At 59.7% G+C, this 17,218-nt stretch carries 15 protein-coding genes and 1 riboswitch; of the genes, 9 read left to right on the top strand and 6 right to left on the bottom strand.

The genetic code is table 11. From position 1 onward, the window contains the following. Nucleotides 1–55 precede the first annotated feature (55 nt). Nucleotides 56–2,317, top strand: a complete 2,262-nt coding sequence (locus tag AB5287_RS01630) for a hypothetical protein (protein ID WP_013410302.1) — start codon at nt 56–58, stop codon at nt 2,315–2,317. Between the two features lie 134 nt (nt 2,318–2,451). Next, nucleotides 2,452–3,003 (top strand): aryl-sulfate sulfotransferase N-terminal domain-containing protein, encoded by a 552-nt coding sequence (locus tag AB5287_RS01625; RefSeq protein WP_007056954.1) that lies wholly within the window; start codon nt 2,452–2,454, stop codon nt 3,001–3,003. 166 nt (nt 3,004–3,169) lie between these two features. Here the strand turns inward: AB5287_RS01625 and AB5287_RS01620 are convergent, their stop codons facing one another. From AB5287_RS01620 to ppgK, 3 genes are all read right to left on the bottom strand, one after another. Further along, nucleotides 3,170–3,955 carry an energy-coupling factor ABC transporter ATP-binding protein gene (locus AB5287_RS01620; protein ID WP_007054005.1) on the bottom strand — a complete coding sequence of 262 codons (786 nt, stop codon included), beginning with the start codon at nt 3,953–3,955 and terminating at the stop codon, nt 3,170–3,172. Nucleotides 3,956–4,002: 47 nt separating this feature from the next. After that, the gene (locus tag AB5287_RS01615) at nt 4,003–5,268 is read right to left on the bottom strand and encodes a pyridoxal phosphate-dependent aminotransferase (protein ID WP_007054004.1); all 1,266 of its coding nucleotides are present in this window, start codon (nt 5,266–5,268) and stop codon (nt 4,003–4,005) included. A 270-nt stretch (nt 5,269–5,538) separates the two neighbouring features. Then, complete coding sequence (gene ppgK / locus AB5287_RS01610; RefSeq protein WP_007053237.1) at nt 5,539–6,306, bottom strand: polyphosphate--glucose phosphotransferase; 768 nt, start codon at nt 6,304–6,306, stop codon at nt 5,539–5,541. A 245-nt stretch (nt 6,307–6,551) separates the two neighbouring features. Here ppgK and AB5287_RS01605 point away from each other — a divergent pair, with 245 nt between their 5' ends. Beyond that, a complete protein-coding gene (locus tag AB5287_RS01605; protein WP_007053236.1) occupies nt 6,552–7,337 on the top strand; it encodes a nitroreductase family protein in 786 nt (261 codons plus the stop codon). 41 nt (nt 7,338–7,378) lie between these two features. Here AB5287_RS01605 and AB5287_RS01600 read toward each other — a convergent pair whose 3' ends face one another. Further along, the gene (locus AB5287_RS01600; RefSeq protein WP_007054002.1) at nt 7,379–8,401 is read right to left on the bottom strand and encodes a glycosyltransferase family 2 protein; all 1,023 of its coding nucleotides are present in this window, start codon (nt 8,399–8,401) and stop codon (nt 7,379–7,381) included. Between the two features lie 84 nt (nt 8,402–8,485). Further along, nucleotides 8,486–8,637, top strand: a riboswitch (FMN riboswitch). 6 nt (nt 8,638–8,643) lie between these two features. On the opposite strand from AB5287_RS01600, the gene AB5287_RS01595 reads away from it, so the two are divergent. The 3 genes from AB5287_RS01595 (at nt 8,644) to AB5287_RS01585 (ending at nt 12,237) form a co-directional block, all read left to right on the top strand. After that, a complete protein-coding gene (locus tag AB5287_RS01595) occupies nt 8,644–9,297 on the top strand; it encodes an ECF transporter S component (protein WP_007053234.1) in 654 nt (217 codons plus the stop codon). 130 nt (nt 9,298–9,427) lie between these two features. Continuing rightward, on the top strand, nt 9,428–11,860 hold the full coding sequence (locus AB5287_RS01590) for an energy-coupling factor transporter ATPase (RefSeq protein WP_131206563.1): 2,433 nt from the start codon (nt 9,428–9,430) through the stop codon (nt 11,858–11,860). Between the two features lie 71 nt (nt 11,861–11,931). Then, entirely contained in the window at nt 11,932–12,237 is a 306-nt protein-coding gene (locus tag AB5287_RS01585) for a YhbY family RNA-binding protein (protein WP_007053232.1), read from the top strand. Nucleotides 12,238–12,335: 98 nt separating this feature from the next. On the opposite strand, the gene AB5287_RS01580 is transcribed toward AB5287_RS01585, so the two are convergent. Continuing rightward, on the bottom strand, nt 12,336–12,701 hold the full coding sequence (locus tag AB5287_RS01580; RefSeq protein ID WP_007053231.1) for a phage holin family protein: 366 nt from the start codon (nt 12,699–12,701) through the stop codon (nt 12,336–12,338). Nucleotides 12,702–12,750: 49 nt separating this feature from the next. Between AB5287_RS01580 and AB5287_RS01575 the strand changes: the two genes are divergently transcribed. Next, nucleotides 12,751–13,443, top strand: coding sequence for a TM2 domain-containing protein (locus AB5287_RS01575; RefSeq protein ID WP_007055619.1), 693 nt, complete (start codon nt 12,751–12,753; stop codon nt 13,441–13,443). A gap of 425 nt (nt 13,444–13,868) precedes the next feature. Next, nucleotides 13,869–14,288: a hypothetical protein gene (locus AB5287_RS01570; protein WP_007053229.1), complete on the top strand. Its 420-nt coding sequence runs from the start codon at nt 13,869–13,871 to the stop codon at nt 14,286–14,288. A gap of 124 nt (nt 14,289–14,412) precedes the next feature. Here the strand turns inward: AB5287_RS01570 and AB5287_RS01565 are convergent, their stop codons facing one another. Further along, the gene (locus AB5287_RS01565; RefSeq protein ID WP_015713771.1) at nt 14,413–15,399 is read right to left on the bottom strand and encodes a D-2-hydroxyacid dehydrogenase; all 987 of its coding nucleotides are present in this window, start codon (nt 15,397–15,399) and stop codon (nt 14,413–14,415) included. A gap of 298 nt (nt 15,400–15,697) precedes the next feature. On the opposite strand from AB5287_RS01565, the gene AB5287_RS01560 reads away from it, so the two are divergent. After that, nucleotides 15,698–17,155: an MFS transporter gene (locus tag AB5287_RS01560; protein WP_007053226.1), complete on the top strand. Its 1,458-nt coding sequence runs from the start codon at nt 15,698–15,700 to the stop codon at nt 17,153–17,155. Nucleotides 17,156–17,218: the final 63 nt, after the last annotated feature.

Genomic DNA, 17,218 nt, shown 5'->3' with positions numbered 1-17,218 from the left:
AAGCCTATAGAATAAATGCGTGCATTCCATAGACCACACTCGCGCAGACCGTCCGATGCCGTCGAATCATGAACGGCACCTGCCCAGCCGCCCGGATACCCGGCACCGGCTGCGTTTGGTGCGCCTGCTGATCGCCTTGCTGGCCGCCGTCGCCGCCATCGCCGCCATGGAGTGCATCGTGTTCAACCTGCCGTTCTGGCGTACGCTCGGAGCGAGCACGGATACGAACGCCGTGCATAACACGCTGGGTTCGGGTCTCACGCGCCGGAATGATGGCATGTTGACCGTCACCGATCCGACCAAGGCCTATCTTGAACTGACCGCGGACGGCACGTCGGATTACCTCCGCATCGATACCGAGAGCAGCAAGGTCATCGATAAGGCCCGCGAGCAGGCCGAGGCCGAATCCAAAGCGAACGACGATAAGGAAGTCTTCAAACCGCTGGCGACCATTCATGTGCGCGCGGATGTCGATGGCATCACCGGCAAGGCCCAGTCGATGAATCCCGACGCTATTCGCAGCCATTATGTCAAGGCGCCGGGTGCCGGCATCGTGCGTATTTGGATTCAGGAAGAGCGCGGCGCGATCGTACCGGTCACCGACGCCCGCGCCAACGTGCGCGTACCGTTCGTCATCAATTGGATGCGCGTGCTCGCCATGGCCTTGGTGTTGCTGATGATTGCCGTCTGGAGGCCGGGATCGCGCCTGTGGCGTATCACGCTTGACCCGTCCAGCACTCGGCAACGACTTGCTTTCGTGGGGCTTCTGGCGATTCCTACCCTGCTTATCGGCGTATCCATCATCCACGAACTGTGGTACACGTCTTCGCTCGTCTTCCACGTTTCCGGCGATTACACCTATGATTTCGACCAGTATGGGCATGTGGCCGATGCGCTGGTCGCCGGCCGGCCCTGGCTCGACTTGCCGGTTCCCGAACAGCTGGCCGCCACCGAGCACCCCTATGACGTAGCCACACGTGCCCAGCTACTCGCCAATGGAGCCAGTCCGCTCTACTGGGATTACGCGTATTATGACGGTCACTGGTATTCCTATTTTGGCGTGTTGCCCGCAGTGCTGCTGTTCGTCCCCTATCGTCTGCTGGCCGGTCATAATCTGCCGACATCCGCCGCCGAGTATATTCTCGTGCTGCTGTTCATCATCTTCTTCTCCTTGCTGGTGCTGCGCGTCATCCATCGTGTGATGCCGAAGACTTCGGTGGCGGCCGCGTCGTTAGTAGTGGTCTCATCGTTGGTGAGCGCGCAAATGGGGTATTTGCTGTATCGCACGAACTTCTATCAGATACCGTTCGCCGCATCGCTGACGTTGACGTCGCTGGGACTATGGCTATGGCTCGGCGCGGACACGTCCCGCCGTCCGCTGAGACCATCGGACCGATGGCAGGCGGGCGATGCCAAGCCTCTCTCCCTGCCACGACTGGCCTTGGGCGCCTTGTGCATTGCGGCGAATTTCGGATGCCGACCGACGTTCACCTTGGCCGCATTGCTTGCGTTCCCCCTGTTCTGGCCGCAGATTCGCGCGCTGGGCACCGGTCTGCGCACACGCCGCATCAAGCCGTTGCAGGCGTTGCGCGCGCCGCTGGCGGTAATCATTCCCGCCATTCTCGTCGTGACGCCTCTGATGGCGTGGAACATGGTTCGGTTCGATTCCCCGTTCAATTTCGGCAATGCGTATCAGTTCTCCATATCCGATATGACCCGGTATACCACCCCGTCCGCGGATATGCCCGCCAACATCTGGTATTACCTGTTCCTGCCGCTGCGCTTCATGGATCGTTTCCCGTGGCTGGCGGGCTCTCCCGCCCCGATGCCGCAATGGGGTTATTACGAGGTGATGGTCGGCGCGATTTTCACGGCCACGCCACTGACCTTGATGGCTTTGGCGCTGCCCCTGCTGCGCAGATTGGAAACACACGGCATGCGGCCATGGCTGATGTCTTGCTTGGCCGTGGCGGCGGTGCTGGTCGTATTCGACAGCCGCGTCGGCGGTTTGGGATGGCGGTATTCCGCCGATTTCGGCTGGCTGATCTCGCTGGCGTCCATACCGGGGCTACTGTGGCTGGTCAATGGGCGCGAACCGAGCCGCTCATTGGCGGGGGCCAACGACGCCGCTTCAGGCGATGGCATCGCCCGCGTCACTCCGTGGCGTTGGCTGATGCGCTGGGTCGTGATGCTGGCCGTATTGTGGGCGCTGGGCATAGCCATACTAAGTTGCTTCGTGCAGTCGCGCAGCGATTCGATGATCGCCAACAATCCGACGCTCTGGCATCAGGTTCAGTCTTGGTTCACCCTGCTATAGGACCGGACCGCTCGGCGACCCGCCAAGCTTCAGTATTCTCCCAGCATTCCGGCCGGTGTTTTCCAAGACCTGCGGCATAATGTATGTGACGTAATTCACTAATCGTTTACCCATACTGTCGTGAGGGTTTCCCCGTGTCCACTGCCGTCCGTAGTCGCGTCTTCAAAATATCCGCAGCAGCCGTCACCGCAGCCATCGCCATTGGTCTGTGCCTGTTCTCACAGGACGACGTCAGCGCCTCCATCAAGGAACGCCGCGTGGAGCGGCTCAACGCCCAGATCGAGAACGTCTATACCGACGAATACCAGCAGATGATGGACACCGAGATCGCCGACGAGCGCGACGCCAAAGAACGCACAGTCGACAGCATCTACACCAAGGTGAACCCGTACGGCACCAACACCACGTCCATGTACGTGTACTTCACCACCGATCAGGCCTCCACCGTCAGCTACACCGTTTCCGCTGAGGGGTACCCGGATTACACGGCCAACGCCATCACCAGCGATGAGGCGGCCGCCGCATACCGTGAGGCCGCCGCCGGCGACGCCGACGGTTCCGGCAATGTCGGCGGTACCAGCACGGCGAGTCAGACGACCACGGTATCGAGCAATGACATCGCCTCCACCGAGCACGAGTTTCTGGTGTTGGGACTGATCCCAAGGTCAAGAACACCATTACCCTGACCATCACCGACACCGACGGCAACCTCAAGGCACAGTACAAGATGGTGCTCAGTTCGGGATGCATCTGCCGCGTCTACCAGTACGGCTTCCGCGGCTTCTACTTCGCGTGAGGATTGGCATCGACCTCACGGCCGATTCCAATCCTCCAACGGCCGATTCCTATCTGCTACCGCTTCGCAGCCTCATACTTGCGGCGAATCAGATCCTCATAAAACGCCACAGCCTCAGCCGGCGCTCCGTCAAACGCGACCGCGTGCTCGTCCAGCACCAGTACGCGGTCGATGGCGTATTCGGGCCGGCGGATCATATCCGTGTCATGCGTGGCGAAAATCACCTGCTTGTTGTAGCTGAACAACGCCTTGGCCACATGCGCGGCGCCAATCTCATCCAATCCCTTGCTCGGCTCATCCGCCACAATCGCACTCGGCTCAAAGCTCAGCGCGGCCGCAATAGCCAGCAGGTGCCGTTTCTCGGAGTCCAGTTCGCTGGCCTTGGCCTTGGAGACCTGCGCCAAATCAAAATGCGCGAACAGATTGCCGATGCGCGCATGACGTTCTGACTCGGGCACCTTGTGCTTTTTCAGCGCTTCGGAAACAGCCTCGGAAATATTCGCCGCTTGGTAAAAGCTGTTCGGAATCTCCTCGCGGCGAACTTTGCCGACCAGATTATCGATGCGCTTCGCGTCCTTCTTCACAGCCGGGTCAAGACGTTCCTCACCGCCCGCAATGGTCACCGTGCCGGCGTTGGCCTTCAACGAACCGTCCAGCAGACCCAGCAATGTGGATTTGCCTGCGCCGTTCAGTCCGATCACAGCCACCCGCAGCTCGCTGATGGTGATGTCCGTGGGAGCAAGTCCCACGTGCCCATCATCATACGTATGCCCGGCCTGATCCAAAGTGAACGTCAGCGACGCCGGGCGTGGCAGTTCTTTCGGTCTAAACAAGAATCCCATGCCGCTATTGTACGTGGAGTACAGGCGTGGTGCCGGCAAACACCGGCCTATCGCAGCAAAGCGGCGACGGTATTGAGCACGGCGCGGATGCCACGCTCGAATTCGTCCGGTTCGGGTAGCAGGGAAACGGCCAGGTATCCATTGGAAGTCATGTCGAAGAAGTAGCCGGGCTGTCCGGTCAGTTTGTGCTCGTCAATCAACCGCAGCACCAGCTCGTTCTCATCGATGACTGAAGGCACTCGTAGCAGCACGTTCCAGCCGCCTTCGGCCCGTAGCACGCTGACCAGCCCGTTGGGATCGGCGTCAAGCAACTCGTGCAACTTGGCCAGGTTATTGCGCACGCGCTCCCCCACCCGTCTGGTCTGTGCGGGCGCGGCGTTCAATAATGCGGGAATCCGTTCGGCGATGATGTCGCTCATCGGCAGATAATCATCGGCGATGACGTCCAGTCGACGCTGTGCCTCGGCAACGTCCTCGGCAGGTCCGGACACCTGAATCCACCCGACTTTGGCGTGCGGCGCGGCCAGCATTTTGGAGAATCCGTCTAGGGCGAAGGTGAGCACGCCGCGCTCCCCTGCGAGCCGTGCGTTGCCGGGGAAAGGTTCGAGAGAGTAATCGAAGAACACTTCATCGGCGATAAGGGCGATGCCATGCTCACGGCACAATGTCACGATACGTGCACGCTCGGTTGGTTTTACGTACGAACCGGTCGGATTGTTCGGGTTGATGAGCACCAATGCTCTGATGCGTTCGCCACCGGGCTCGCTGAGCAGCCGCTCGAGTTCGGCGATGTCGATGAACCAGGAGCCGTCGAATTGCAACTGGTATTCGACCGTGTCAACGCATTCAAGCCGTGCAATCGACTCAATCAGCGGATAGCCGGGTTTGGGTGCCAGCACCGCGTCGCCGGCATCGCAAAGTAACTTAATCAGCCACGAATACGCCTCGGACGTGGAGCTCAGCAAGTACAGGGCGTCCGGGTCAACGCCCTCGATGGCGGTATTCGCATTGTTGAAAGCGGCATGGCGCTCGTTCCCGCCCTCGCTGGCGGCGGGCGAAGTCGACTGAGGGCTGCTTGCGTCTACCGCCTTTGCCGTATTGAGGAATGCGGCCAATGCTTCTCGCGCCGCACGCGGTCCACGCGGGTCGGCCGTATACACGCTCGGCACCAATTCAGGTGCCAGCCCGTGGCGGGTCGGATTGGAATCGTTGAGTTTGCTGAGTGCGATGCCGTTTGCCTTGGCTGCCGCCTCGGCCGCCGCAATGGGATTCGGCGCAGAAATATCCACACGAGAAGAGAAATGCACGCTCATACCCTCCCACGATAGAGCGTGGTGCCCCCTGCCCCGCTCTCAAACGCGCAACATTCCCGGAAATGCGTCGCTCTGGACCCGAATCACACCCTCAAACGCGACACATTCCCGGGAACGCGTCGCCACAGACCTCCATACACACGCCCACTTTGCGCAACATTCCCGGGAACGCGTCGCATACCTTTCCTATGCAATGCAAAAGGCCGCCCGACTAGTCGGACGGCCTGAAGCATATTCGCGGGTCAGCGCTGCACACCCACGCTCACTGGCTCACTGCTGCTTGGTGCTGGCATAGTAGGCGGCACCGACGATGCCGGCCTGGTTACGCAGCTTGGCGGGCACGATCGGGGTCTTGATATCCACGTACGGCAGGAACTTTTCGCTCTGACGGCTCACGCCGCCGCCGACGGTGAACAGGTCCGGGTTGAAGTACTTCTCCATAAGGCCGTAGTACTTGGTCAGACGCTTGGCCCACTTCTTGTAGCCCAGTTCCTCATTCTCGCGAATCGCGGAGGAGGCATACTTCTCGGCGTCCAGATGCTTGGCGCTCAGGATGATGTGTCCGAGTTCGGTGTTCGGGATGAGCACGCCGTTGTAAATCAAGGCGGTGCCGATGCCGGTGCCCAGTGTGGTGGCGATGACCAGACCATCCTGGCCCTTGGCGGCACCGAACTGGACTTCGGCCAGGCCGGCGGCGTCGGCGTCGTTTACCACGACGACCGGGCGGCCGCAGGCTTCGGAGAACACTTCAGTAACGTCCACGCCAATCCAAGACTGGTCAAGGTTGGCCATGAAGTCGAGCTTCTGGCCGGGCTTGATCGGCGCGGGGAAAGCGATGCCAACGGGTGCGGATTCAGGCACTTCGAAGTGGTCGAGCTGCTGCTTGACGATTTTGGCCACGGCCTGAGGAGTGGAGACCTCGGGAGTGAGAATCTTCAATCGTGGCTCGGCGAAATCGCCCTTGGTCAGATCGACAGGTGCGGCCTTGATGCCGGAACCGCCAATGTCAACACCGAAAGCCTGTGCAGTTTCAATCATCGTTGACCTTCCTTTCCATACGTTTTCATCAGTTCGTAAGGTTGCGCCCAGTTTAACGCGAATTACGCTCAACACGAAACCATTACACACCAATTGTGCAAACGTGTGCATCGTCGCCGGTCACTACGTACCCTATTCGTATCGTTTTTCAAGCCTGACAATGGGCAATGCATGCGATTTCGCATACTAGGAAAAATCGGCGTCTATGGTGGCCTGACTCTGTGTCGCGCGCGATAATGGGAGGTATGGCAGAACATACCCAACTTATTGATGCAATTAACATCCGCACCGCCGTACGCGCCTACGATGATGAGCCGATCGACGACGATACGGCCCGCCAGCTCGAGATGGCGCTTCAGCCGATCAACTTACTCGGCGATCTCAACATTCAGCTGGTGCGCGACCAGCCCAAGGTGTTCGCCGAAGCCAATGCTTCAGGTCATCTGACCAATGCGGCGAATTATCTGGCCATCGTCGGCCCCGCGAACGATGAGGAAGCCAAAGAGCGTGCCGGCTTCTATGCCGAACGCATGGTGCTCACGGCCACGTTGCGCGGCCTCGGCACCTTATGGGTCGCCGGCTCATGGGACAAGGCGGAGGCGGCCAAGCATTGCCGCGTCACCTCTGGCCAGGAGCTGTATCTCGGTGTGGTGATCGGGCATCCGAAGAATCATCTGGATTATCAGGCGAAATCCTATGAGGAGCTATGCGAAGCGCAACGCACGCACCGCGCCACCAAGACCTATGAGCAGTTCACCGCCACAATGAGCGATGAGGGGCGCGAGGCCGCTCCGGATTGGTTCAAGTCCGGCGTCGAGGCTGCGATGAAGGCGCCGAGCGCGATGAACCGTCAGCCAATCACCTTCTCGTATAATCCGGCCGACGATACCGCCGCCGCGCATATCGATCAGAGTGCGGAAGATGAGCATCACGCGTTCAATGACATGGGCATCGCCAAGCTGCACTTCCAGATCGGTGCCGGCCAAGGCCAGTGGGCTTGGGGCGACGGTGGCCTGTTCATCCATAAGTAACCTGTAGTGACCCCCCTCATAGAGGGGAGCCACTACTACGGCTACTTCAGCGACGGCATGGGCTTCCAGGTGGGGTCGTGCATCAGCTTGCGCGAGTCCCACCAGCCCTTGGCAATCTGTACCAAACCGGTCTTGAGGTGCTCGCGATCCACCATCACCAGGCGAATGACTTCCTTGGCCGCGGTGAGCACGGTACCCAGTCCAAACACCAGCGGACGGAAGTCACCATAGGTCATGAAGTACCGGGCCATGTATCCGCGGTTGCGCATGATGTGATACCGGTTCATGTCGGATGTGGAGTTGAGCTGGCGCACGCCGGCGATATCCCAATTGCCGATTTCGCGCGTACGGCGCAGGATCACGTCGGGCACCACAATCGGGTTGGTGACCTTGCTGGCGCGGTAGCCATACATCGTGTCATCCCAGTAGATGAAGAAGCGCGGGTCCGGCAGACCGATTTCCGTAACCACACGGCGGTTGAACAGGCCGCCTTCGAAGCACAGCGTGTCCATCACTCGGTATCCGGCCGGGCCGAATGCGGCGGGCGCAATCGGGTTCGGGATGCCCAGCGGCACAATGAAGTCGTACTGCCAGTAGAACGGGCCGCCATCGTAGTCGAATCGGGAGCCCTGAATCACCTCGTGCTTGTCGGTCCACTTGGACAGCTTGGCAATGGCGTCCGGCAGCACGGCCACATCGTCATCCATCACCCAGAACCATGCGGCACCCAGCTCGTAGGCTTTGGCCACGCCGGCGGAGAAACCGCCCGCACCACCCAGGTTCTCGGTCTGCGGCGCATAGACCACACGTTCTTCGTTACCGGACTGGTCGGCCACGGTGGTGCCCCATTGGCCGGTCACCTTGCCGGCAAACGCAGCGACCATGTCCGCCGTCTGATCGGACTGCTCATTGTCCACGATGACAATGCGCCACGGTGCCTGTTCAAGCGCCAGAATCGAATCGAACAGTGTCTCAAGCAACTGCTGACGTTTGTAGGTGGTGACGATCAGGGCAAGCTTGTCGATGGTGTTGTTGGGTTTCTTCACTTCAGCCATGGCTCCCATTGTTGCACTTGACCGGCACAAGACGAATTTCTGCACAGTGAAACGCGGGTTGCATACGTCCGGCGCATGGCGTATGAATAAGCCTGTCAGTTTCAGGGAAGGTGCAATTCCTTACTGGCGGTAACCTGCACCCCGGGTTTCATAACGGGGATGGCAGGAAGCCCGCGACCCGCGCAAGCGGCTGATCCGGTGAGATTCCGGAGCCAACGGTATAGTCCGGATGGGAGAAACGAGGGCTCATTATGAGTGTATCTTCGCGTATTCGCATGCAAGTTGTTCGTTCTGTGGCACCCGAGGCCGAGGGTTCGGCCAGCACGTCCACCGCCAGCACCAGCGCCAAACTTGGCTCACACACCACTGGTGTGGCCGATTCTGGCCGCTGGTCCACGCGCCGTATCGCCATGTATGCACTGTTCGTGGCGCTGGCGATGGTCACCAGCTTCATTGAATTCCCGATTACGCCGGTCACTTGGCTGAAGTACGACCCGTCCGGCATCGTCTGCCTGATTGCCGGCTTTGCGTATGGCCCGGCTGCCGCCGCAATCGTGTCTGTGCTCGGCTTTGTGCCGCACATGTTCGCCAATCCGTGGGGTTCGCTGATGGCTGTGCTGGTGGCGCTGTTCCTGTCTGTGCCGGCCGCGTTCATCTACCGTAAGATCCGTACGCGCAAGGGTGCCGCCATCGGCATTCTGGTGGGTGCGGTGCTGGCCATCGTGGTGGCGCTGGTGAGCAACCTGATTGTCACGCCGATTTACGCGCACATGACCTACCAAGCTGTGGCCGCGATGATTCTGCCGATTCTGCTGCCGTTCAACGTGGCTAAGATGGCGATTCACGCCGTGATCACCTTCCTGATCTACAAGCCGATCTCCAACCTGCTGTCCAAGCAGCAGTGACTGGCCTGAGACGGGCCGATGCCCGCCACGACTAACGACCACTCAAAGACCACTCAAAGAACCAGAACGCAGAATCCCGGCACGGGCCGGGATTCTGCGTTTTCGCCTATCAGTTACGGATTGCTGTTTCATGACCGTTGCACCCCATTCCTTCGACGCCGACGAGTTCCACGATTCTGCCGAACCTCACGCTTCCGCCGAGCCTGCCTCCCCCGCCGCCGCGCTCAAGGACATTCGTTTCAGCTATGACCGCGGCACCTCATGGGCTTTGGATGGCGTTTCACTCACGGTCCATGCCGGCGAGCGCCTATGCTTGGTCGGTCCGAACGGGTCGGGCAAATCCACGTTAGCCCGTCTGATTGCGGGATTGACCGCGCCGGACGGTGGTGAAGTGACGTTACTGGGGCAACGCGTGTACGCAGCCGGCCCGAATGCCGATGCCTATCGTGCTGCCCGCCACGGCATCGGTATGGTGTTCCAGAATCCCGAGGATCAGCTGGTCACCACCGTGTTGGAGGATGACGTGGCCTTTGGCCCGGAGAATCTCGGGCTGGAGCGCGAGCTCATCGGCGAGCGTATCGTTGATTCATTGCAGGCCGTGGGGTTGGCGAACTTACGCCAGTCCGACCCGACCCGTATGAGCGGCGGGCAGCAGCAACGCGCCTCCATCGCCGGCATGCTGGCCATGAACCCGGCAATGCTGGTATTGGATGAGCCGACCGCCATGCTGGACGAATCCGCACGCGCCGAAGTTATGCGCATTTTGGATGATTTGCAGGCGCGCGGCACCACTATTGTGCATGTCACGCATCATCCAGATGAAACCGTTCATGCCGATCGCATCGTGCACATGGAGGCCGGGCGAATCATTGGTATCACTGCAGCCGTCGATAATCGATCCCCGCTAGCGGAGGCTGTCTCGCAAAGCGAGACTGAGGGTAGTATCGGCACAGAAGCCGCCCCCAGTCGCCCTACGAACGACAGCCCCCGCCAGCGGGAGCGCGAAGACGGCTCCGAACTGCCGCTGCTCTCCGATGGCATCGGTGATATGACGAACCCCATTATTCGCGTCTCGCATCTGACCTATCGCTATCCTTCGGCCAAACGGGCGGTTATCGATGACCTGTCGTTCACCATCGCGCGCGGTGAAACCGTGGCACTGATGGGCGTGAATGGTTCGGGCAAGTCGACGCTGGTGCGCATGTTGTGCGCACTGACTGCGCCGACCGCCGGCAGCATCGAAGTGGCCGGTGTTCCGGTGGCCTCGACCGGCAAGCGCGGTCGCAACGTGCGCCCGAAGTCGGCGAATCGCAAGCAATTAGCGCAATTGCGCCGGCATGTGGGTTACGTGATGCAGCATCCAGAGCATCAGCTGTTCGCTGACACGGTAGCCGAGGACGTGGCGTACGGCCCACGCAACCAAGGGCTTGGCGAGACCGAGGTAGCCGACCGCGTGCGCGAATCACTGGAACTGCTGCATATCGGGCATCTTGCCGACCGCTCCCCCTTCGACCTGTCCGGCGGGCAACAACGATTGGCAGCCATTGCCGGCGTGCTGGCTTGCAATCCTGACGTGCTCATCATGGACGAGCCGACCGCGAGTCTGGACGCCCAAGCCAAGAAGCGTATCCATGAGCTGTTGCGCACGCTCAAATCGCGTGGCGTGACCGTGCTCATCATCACCCATGACCGGGAGGAGGCCGAGCAAATCGCCGACCGCGTGGTCCGTATGCCGATTGCCGCCCCCGCATCCGGCGGCCCCGTCACGGCCACCGTCACCGAGCCGGCCGTATCCTCCAACGGCCCTGCGCACTCAGTGATACACCGACTTGACCCGCGCGTGAAGATGGTGGGCTTCCTGGCCGCCATGTTCACGATGTTCGCGGTGAACACGCCAACCCAGCTCGCGCTGGGCATCGCCATCACCCTGGCCGTTATCGCGGCGGCACGCCTGAACCCGTTACGGGTGCTTGAATCCATTCATCCGATTCTGATCCTGCTGGTGCTGATGGGCGTGGTCAATCTGTTTGTGGTACGCACCGGCACGCCGGTGGTGGCGCTTGGCCCGCTAAGCATCACCGATCAGGGCGTGACCATAGCCGTGCTGTACGCCTGCCGTTTCGCATTGGTAATCATTCTGGGCGCGGTGTTCCTCACTACCACCACGCCTACCGCCATGACCGACGCCTTCGCCACCTTGATCAGTCCGCTCAACCGGCTCGGTATCCATGCCCAAGAAATCGCGCTGGTCATGAGTCTGGCATTGCGATTCATTCCAACGCTGACCGACGAAACCCGCGCCATCGTCGACGCCCAATCCGCGCGTGGCGGTTCCATCGAAACCGGTTCACTGGCCCAGCGCATCAAGGCGATGAGCGCGATTATCGTGCCGATTTTCGCCGGCACGTTGCGTCACGCGGACAACCTGAGCCTCGCACTTGACGCCCGCTGCTACGAGGAGGGCATCCGCCGCACCCACTGGCGTGCCCTGACCATCGCCGCGCGAGATCTCATATTCGCCGCTGCCGTCATCATCTACATCGCGGCCATCATCGCGCTGTAGGGCGGCAAACAGCGCAGACAGCACCGGTTGCTATGCTGGTGTGGTTATACGAAAGATGTAAGGAAATTCCCATGGCATTGACCAAGAAGCAAATCAAGCAGCTGCGCGCGATGGCGAACTCGCTGAAGCCCCTGTTCTATGTGGGCAAGAACGATTTGACCGAGTCGGCCGTCAATCAGGCCGATGAGACCATTGAGAAGCACGAGCTCATCAAGTGCGCCGTGCAGGACGGTTCTGGCCTGACCGCCAAGGAAGCCGCCGCCGAGCTTGCCGAGCAGCTGAACGCCGAAGTGGTGCAGTCCATCGGCAATCGTTTCGTGCTGTTCCGTCGCTCCCGGCGCGACGATGTGGAGCATATCCGCTTGGTGCGCGAGTAATGTTCGCCCCGCTCGATCCCGTAGCTTGATATGAGTAATGGCGGTTGGAATCAGTCCGATTCCAACCGCCATTACTCATATTCGCCCAGCGAGCACCGTCACTGATCCAAGATGGACCCGACGATTCCCGCAACAATGGTCAGGACCAAGGACCCCAGTACCGACCACCAGAAACCGTGTACGAAGACGCCCACGCCGAACAGACTGACCGCCAGCCAGCTGGCGAGTCGCATGAACAGCCAATTGATAATCAAGGTGACCAGCCCGAGAGACAGAATCGCAAACGGCAGTGCGATCAGATGCACAATCGGCTTGATTGACGCATTAATCAGCGCCATGAACAAAGCGAACGCGGCGATGCCGAGAATCGGAGGCTCCCCCACCGGGGTCATGCCGGGAGTCACCGCGACCATGACGGCGGCGGCGATAGTCATAATCAACCAGCTGGTCAGGAAACTTCTCATGGCCCAATCGTAGCGCGGCAGGTTTTACTATTGGGCAAAACATGAGATGATGTTGTGCAGAAACGGTAAGAAGGTATTGCCGTTCCCGATTGAGAGGGGACTGACCCGCATGACTGATAATCAACAACAACCGTACGGTTCGGACAGTGTTCCGCAGCCGGCACAGCCCGCACAGCCGGCACAACCGTCTTACGGCCAAGATGCCGCACAGCAGCCGCAGGGCTATGGCGCCCCACAGCCCGCCGCATACGCTCAACCCGCCGCCGGAAGCTACGGCCAGCAGCAACCGCAATACGGCCAGCCCGCCGGCGCATACGCTCAGCCTCAGTACGGCCAGCCGCAGTACGGCCAGCCGCAGTACGGCCAGCCCGCACAGCCCGCAGCGGGCTACGGCCAGCAGCCCGGCTATGGACAGGCTTACCAGCAGCCGAACGCCTACGCGCAGCCGCAATACACCGCCGCTCCGTATGCCGCCGCCCCGGTGGGGCAATCGTCCAAGTCCAAGCTGGCTGCCGGCCTGTTGGGCATCTTCCTCGGCGGACTTGGTGTGCACAACTTCTATCTCGGCAACACCGGCAAGGCCGTGGCCCAGCTGCTGCTGACGCTTGTCGGCTGGATTCTGCTCGGACTTGGCCCAATCGCAGCCGCCATCTGGGGCTTTGTTGAAGGCATCATCATTCTGTGCAGCAAGCCCGGCTCACCGTGGCATAAAGACGCCAACGGCTACGAACTATCAGACTGAAACTAACCTCGGGCCACGTTCATTGGGCCCCTGATCAACCACGCCTCTGCAGGTATCATCTCGATGCCGCAGTCGCAGCGGGATGCGACACGCCGGCCGTGTACATGAGTTCATGTACACGGCCGTTTTCTTTGTTGCTTTCACCCTCAAAACAAACATTTATCATGTTCACTTTTGCAAGATATGAACATCAGACATCACAGACTACCATAACTTCCCAATTGCATTACCAATAGATTAATAACCGGCAAAACGGCTTATATCCGCCATTTTTCATGCTAGGCTTTGAAACCAGCACATCAACAAAGTGCACAATCCTTTTCTACAGAGAAGGTAACATGTTGTTCAATTCATATGTGAATCGAACAATGCCAGTACTTCCCTAGGTGCTTGCTTGGGGAACGCCATGCTGAAAGGAACACATTATGGCGGAGGGAAAAGTCATCATCGTCAACCCGGATATGTTCGGCAAGGACCCGGATTCGAAAACAACCAAGGCCAATGAAGTGGCCAAGAGCTTCGGCCTGAGCGACGCGGCGTTGGCCGAGGTCGAGGACTTCAAGGCACAACTCACCAAACACAACGCCTGGGATCTGCCGTTCATGGGATACGTCAACGAGGATGGCTACGGTTACGCCTACGTGCCCGGTGCCGCCGTGGTGTACGACCCGTACTGGGACGCCCACCAAGCATTCCTGGCGCTGCCTAAGGACGTGCAGACCGCATTCGCCATTCGTATGCTGTTCACGCACCGTCCGGTCGACCGCTATGGCGCCAGCATGTTCCTGCATTACCAGCGTGGCTTCAACGTGAAGTTCGAGGGTATCGGCGCGAACCAGTACTGATTGGTACTGACTATCAACCATCTTTTTCGGATTGCCCGATAAGGGGCGTATAACAACGGTGTTATACGCCCCTTATCTGTATTCAGTGTCAGGCGATGGCCGCCCGCCGCCCGACACAGGCGAATCAGTATCGCACGAGATTCAACAGTTCCTGCTGTTTGGCATAGCGGGAAACGTTGGTCAGGGCGATGCGGATGATGTGTTCGGAAGTCTTTTCCAAATGATTGCCGCCGGCCACATGCGGGGTGATCAGGCAATGCGGCTCATCCCACAACGGACTTTCCGCCGGCAACGGCTCAGGCTCGGTGACGTCCAATCCGGCACCGTGGAGCCGTCCATTGTGCAAGGCGTCAGCCAAGGCCTCGGGATCGATGGCGTCGCCACGCCCGGCATTAATCACGATGGCTGTGGATTTCAGACGACCCAGACGATCCGCATTCAGCAGATGATGGGTCTGCGGCGAGCGCGGCACCGCCATCGCCACCACGTCTGCCAATGGCAACAGCGTCTCCAGCCGCTCGAAGCCATACATCTTTTCAATGCCCTTGGCCGGCACGTCCGCATGACGGCGCACGCCGAAAGTACGCATACCTACGGATTGGGCAAGCTGAGCGAAATGCGACCCGATGTCACCGACGCCGATAATCAGCGCGATGCCACCTTCCGGGCTCAATACCGGTCCTTCATCCTGCCACTGATGATCACGCTGATTGGAGGCATACCGGTTGAGGTTCTTCATCAATGCCCACATGGTGGCGAACAGGTGTTCCGACACGCTTTGGCCATACGCGCCGCTCGCATTGGTGACCATGGTGCCGCGAGGCAGCACACCCGGGCAGATGTACGCATCCACACCGGCGCTGAAGGTCTGCAACCATTCAAGACGGGTGTATTGGGAAGCCTGCGAGACCGGAAAGTTGCCGATGACTGCGGTAGCTCGGGAGCGAAGCTCCTCGGGAACAGCGGCCGACCAGACCATGTCGCCGCGGTGCGCTTCGTCGCCCACGAATTCCTGCGGCACATCGCGAGCCGCCTTGGCGAAAGCCCGCCGTTCTCCTTCGTTGAGTGGCAGGCAGTTGACAATCAGCTTATGCGTGTTCTCAATACCCATGGTTCACCAAACTAGGCGGCAGGGCAGATATTATCGCGGTTTCCTCATGCTGAACCAATGCCGAACTGCTACCGGACCAATGCCGAATCCGCCCCATCAAACCCCACCAAACCAAGGGACAACCCATTGCGCATCGACCGTAGCGTCCGCCCCGAACCGTACACTCACAGGTGGTTTTGTGATTCCATAGCGTGCAGCCAAGGCAGTACGATTGCCGGTTTATCCGCACGCACAGGTACCTACGCCGGTTGGTAAACCTTACATTCCATACCTTGCAACCGAACGTTTAGGAGCATGTATGCCTGAGCAGCATATTGATAACGAGAAGATTCCCACACGTCTTATCGGCGCGATTGTGGCTGTCGGCTCACTTGCCTTCATTGGCATTCTGACCGAAACCGTGATGACCGTGCTTTTCCCCGCACTGATGCGCGAATTCCATGTCGACACGGCCACTGTGCAATGGATTACCACGATTTATCTGTTGGCGGTGGCCGCTACCATGCCCATCAGCTCGTTTTTGAAGCGCCGATTCGCGCTGAAAACCATTTTTCTTGCGGCTGTGATTCTGGCCATCGTTGGCTCGCTGATCATGATCGTCGCCCAAGCCTTCCCGCTGCTGATTGTCGCCCGCATTATTCAGGGCATTGGCTCAGGCGTGGCCACGCCGTTGATGATCAACATCATCCTGGAGCAGTCTCCTCGTTCGAAAATCGGCCGATTGATGGGCGTAGGATCGCTGGTCATTACCGTGGCTCCGGCCATCGGCCCGACCGTCGGCGGCGCGGTGACCACAGTGCTGCCGTGGCGCGCGATTTTCGTCATCGCCATTCCGCTGGTGCTAATCGCAGCATGCATCGGCATGAAGTGCATTGAGCAGAAGACACCGACCGAGGCTGCCTATCTTGACCCGATTCAGCTTGGGTCCATTGTTGTCGCGTTGGTCGGTCTGGTGCTGGCGCTCAACCAAGGTGGCGTGGCCATCAGTGCGGCGGTGTCCGGCAAGTCAGCCACACGCTCCGGCATTATCGCCATTGTCAGTCTGATTGCGGGCCTCGCCTTGTTGATCGTGTTCGCCATGAGTTCCAAGCGTGCCTTCTCCCCGCTGCTGCGCCTTGGCATTCTCAAGGATCCCGCCGTACTGTTACACGCCTGCGCATATCTGCTGCTGCCATTGGTCGCCATCGGCTACGGCTATGTCATCACCAATGTGGCACAGCTCTCGCTCGGTACCACGGCATTTGTGGCCGGCTCTCTGGTACTGCCCGGAGCACTGGTCGGCGCTGTCTGTGCCCCGCTTGGCGGCTGGTTCTACGATAAGTTCGGCGCGGTCAAGCCGATTCTGATTCCGATCGGCATCGCTATTTTGGGCCCAGTGCTTATGCTGGTGTTCTCGATGCAGCTTACGCCCTTGCTGCTCGCCGGATTCTATTTCATTTTCGGTCTGTTCTATTCCATCGGCAATGCGAATGTGATGACCAGTGGCCTGTCGGAGGTCTCTCCCGAGTTCAAGCCGGACGGCAACGCCATTTTCAACACGTGTCTTCAGTTTGGCGGCGCTGCCGGTACCGCACTGTTCTCCACGATTCTTTCCGTGGCTCAGGCCGGCGCAGGAGAAGAAGGCACCGCTGAGTTTGCTCACGCCACTGCCGTCGGCGGCACATGGACGTTTGCAACGATGACGGTTATCTGCCTGATTGGCTGGTGCTGTCTGGCCACCGCGTTCCGCATTCGCGCGGCACGTAAGCGTGCATAAATCTGATTACCAATAGAGTCCCAGCTTTCCAAACACGTGTGGGGCGTGCCCCGGGAGAATCCC

It is taken from the genome of Bifidobacterium sp. RTP21102st3_E2_RTP21102_210122 (assembly GCF_040916945.1).
Lineage (GTDB): Bacteria > Actinomycetota > Actinomycetes > Actinomycetales > Bifidobacteriaceae > Bifidobacterium > Bifidobacterium longum.
Note: the sequence above shows the minus strand (reverse complement) of the source record. Positions and strands in the feature narration are given on the sequence as shown.

What these genes read in the sequence shown, in the direction of transcription:
- AB5287_RS01575 (WP_007055619.1), top strand. Translation starts at nt 12,751, where the DNA reads ATGTTGTGCAGAAACGGTAAGAAGGTATTGCCGTTCCCGATTGAGAGG.
- AB5287_RS01620 (WP_007054005.1), bottom strand. Translation starts at nt 3,955, where the DNA reads ATGGGATTCTTGTTTAGACCGAAAGAACTGCCACGCCCGGCGTCGCTG.
- AB5287_RS01565 (WP_015713771.1), bottom strand. Translation starts at nt 15,399, where the DNA reads ATGGGTATTGAGAACACGCATAAGCTGATTGTCAACTGCCTGCCACTC.
- AB5287_RS01600 (WP_007054002.1), bottom strand. Translation starts at nt 8,401, where the DNA reads ATGGGAGCCATGGCTGAAGTGAAGAAACCCAACAACACCATCGACAAG.
- AB5287_RS01630 (WP_013410302.1), top strand. Translation starts at nt 56, where the DNA reads ATGCCGTCGAATCATGAACGGCACCTGCCCAGCCGCCCGGATACCCGG.
- AB5287_RS01615 (WP_007054004.1), bottom strand. Translation starts at nt 5,268, where the DNA reads ATGAGCGTGCATTTCTCTTCTCGTGTGGATATTTCTGCGCCGAATCCC.
- AB5287_RS01560 (WP_007053226.1), top strand. Translation starts at nt 15,698, where the DNA reads ATGCCTGAGCAGCATATTGATAACGAGAAGATTCCCACACGTCTTATC.
- AB5287_RS01595 (WP_007053234.1), top strand. Translation starts at nt 8,644, where the DNA reads ATGAGTGTATCTTCGCGTATTCGCATGCAAGTTGTTCGTTCTGTGGCA.
- AB5287_RS01570 (WP_007053229.1), top strand. Translation starts at nt 13,869, where the DNA reads ATGGCGGAGGGAAAAGTCATCATCGTCAACCCGGATATGTTCGGCAAG.
- AB5287_RS01590 (WP_131206563.1), top strand. Translation starts at nt 9,428, where the DNA reads ATGACCGTTGCACCCCATTCCTTCGACGCCGACGAGTTCCACGATTCT.
- ppgK (WP_007053237.1), bottom strand. Translation starts at nt 6,306, where the DNA reads ATGATTGAAACTGCACAGGCTTTCGGTGTTGACATTGGCGGTTCCGGC.
- AB5287_RS01585 (WP_007053232.1), top strand. Translation starts at nt 11,932, where the DNA reads ATGGCATTGACCAAGAAGCAAATCAAGCAGCTGCGCGCGATGGCGAAC.
- AB5287_RS01605 (WP_007053236.1), top strand. Translation starts at nt 6,552, where the DNA reads ATGGCAGAACATACCCAACTTATTGATGCAATTAACATCCGCACCGCC.
- AB5287_RS01580 (WP_007053231.1), bottom strand. Translation starts at nt 12,701, where the DNA reads ATGAGAAGTTTCCTGACCAGCTGGTTGATTATGACTATCGCCGCCGCC.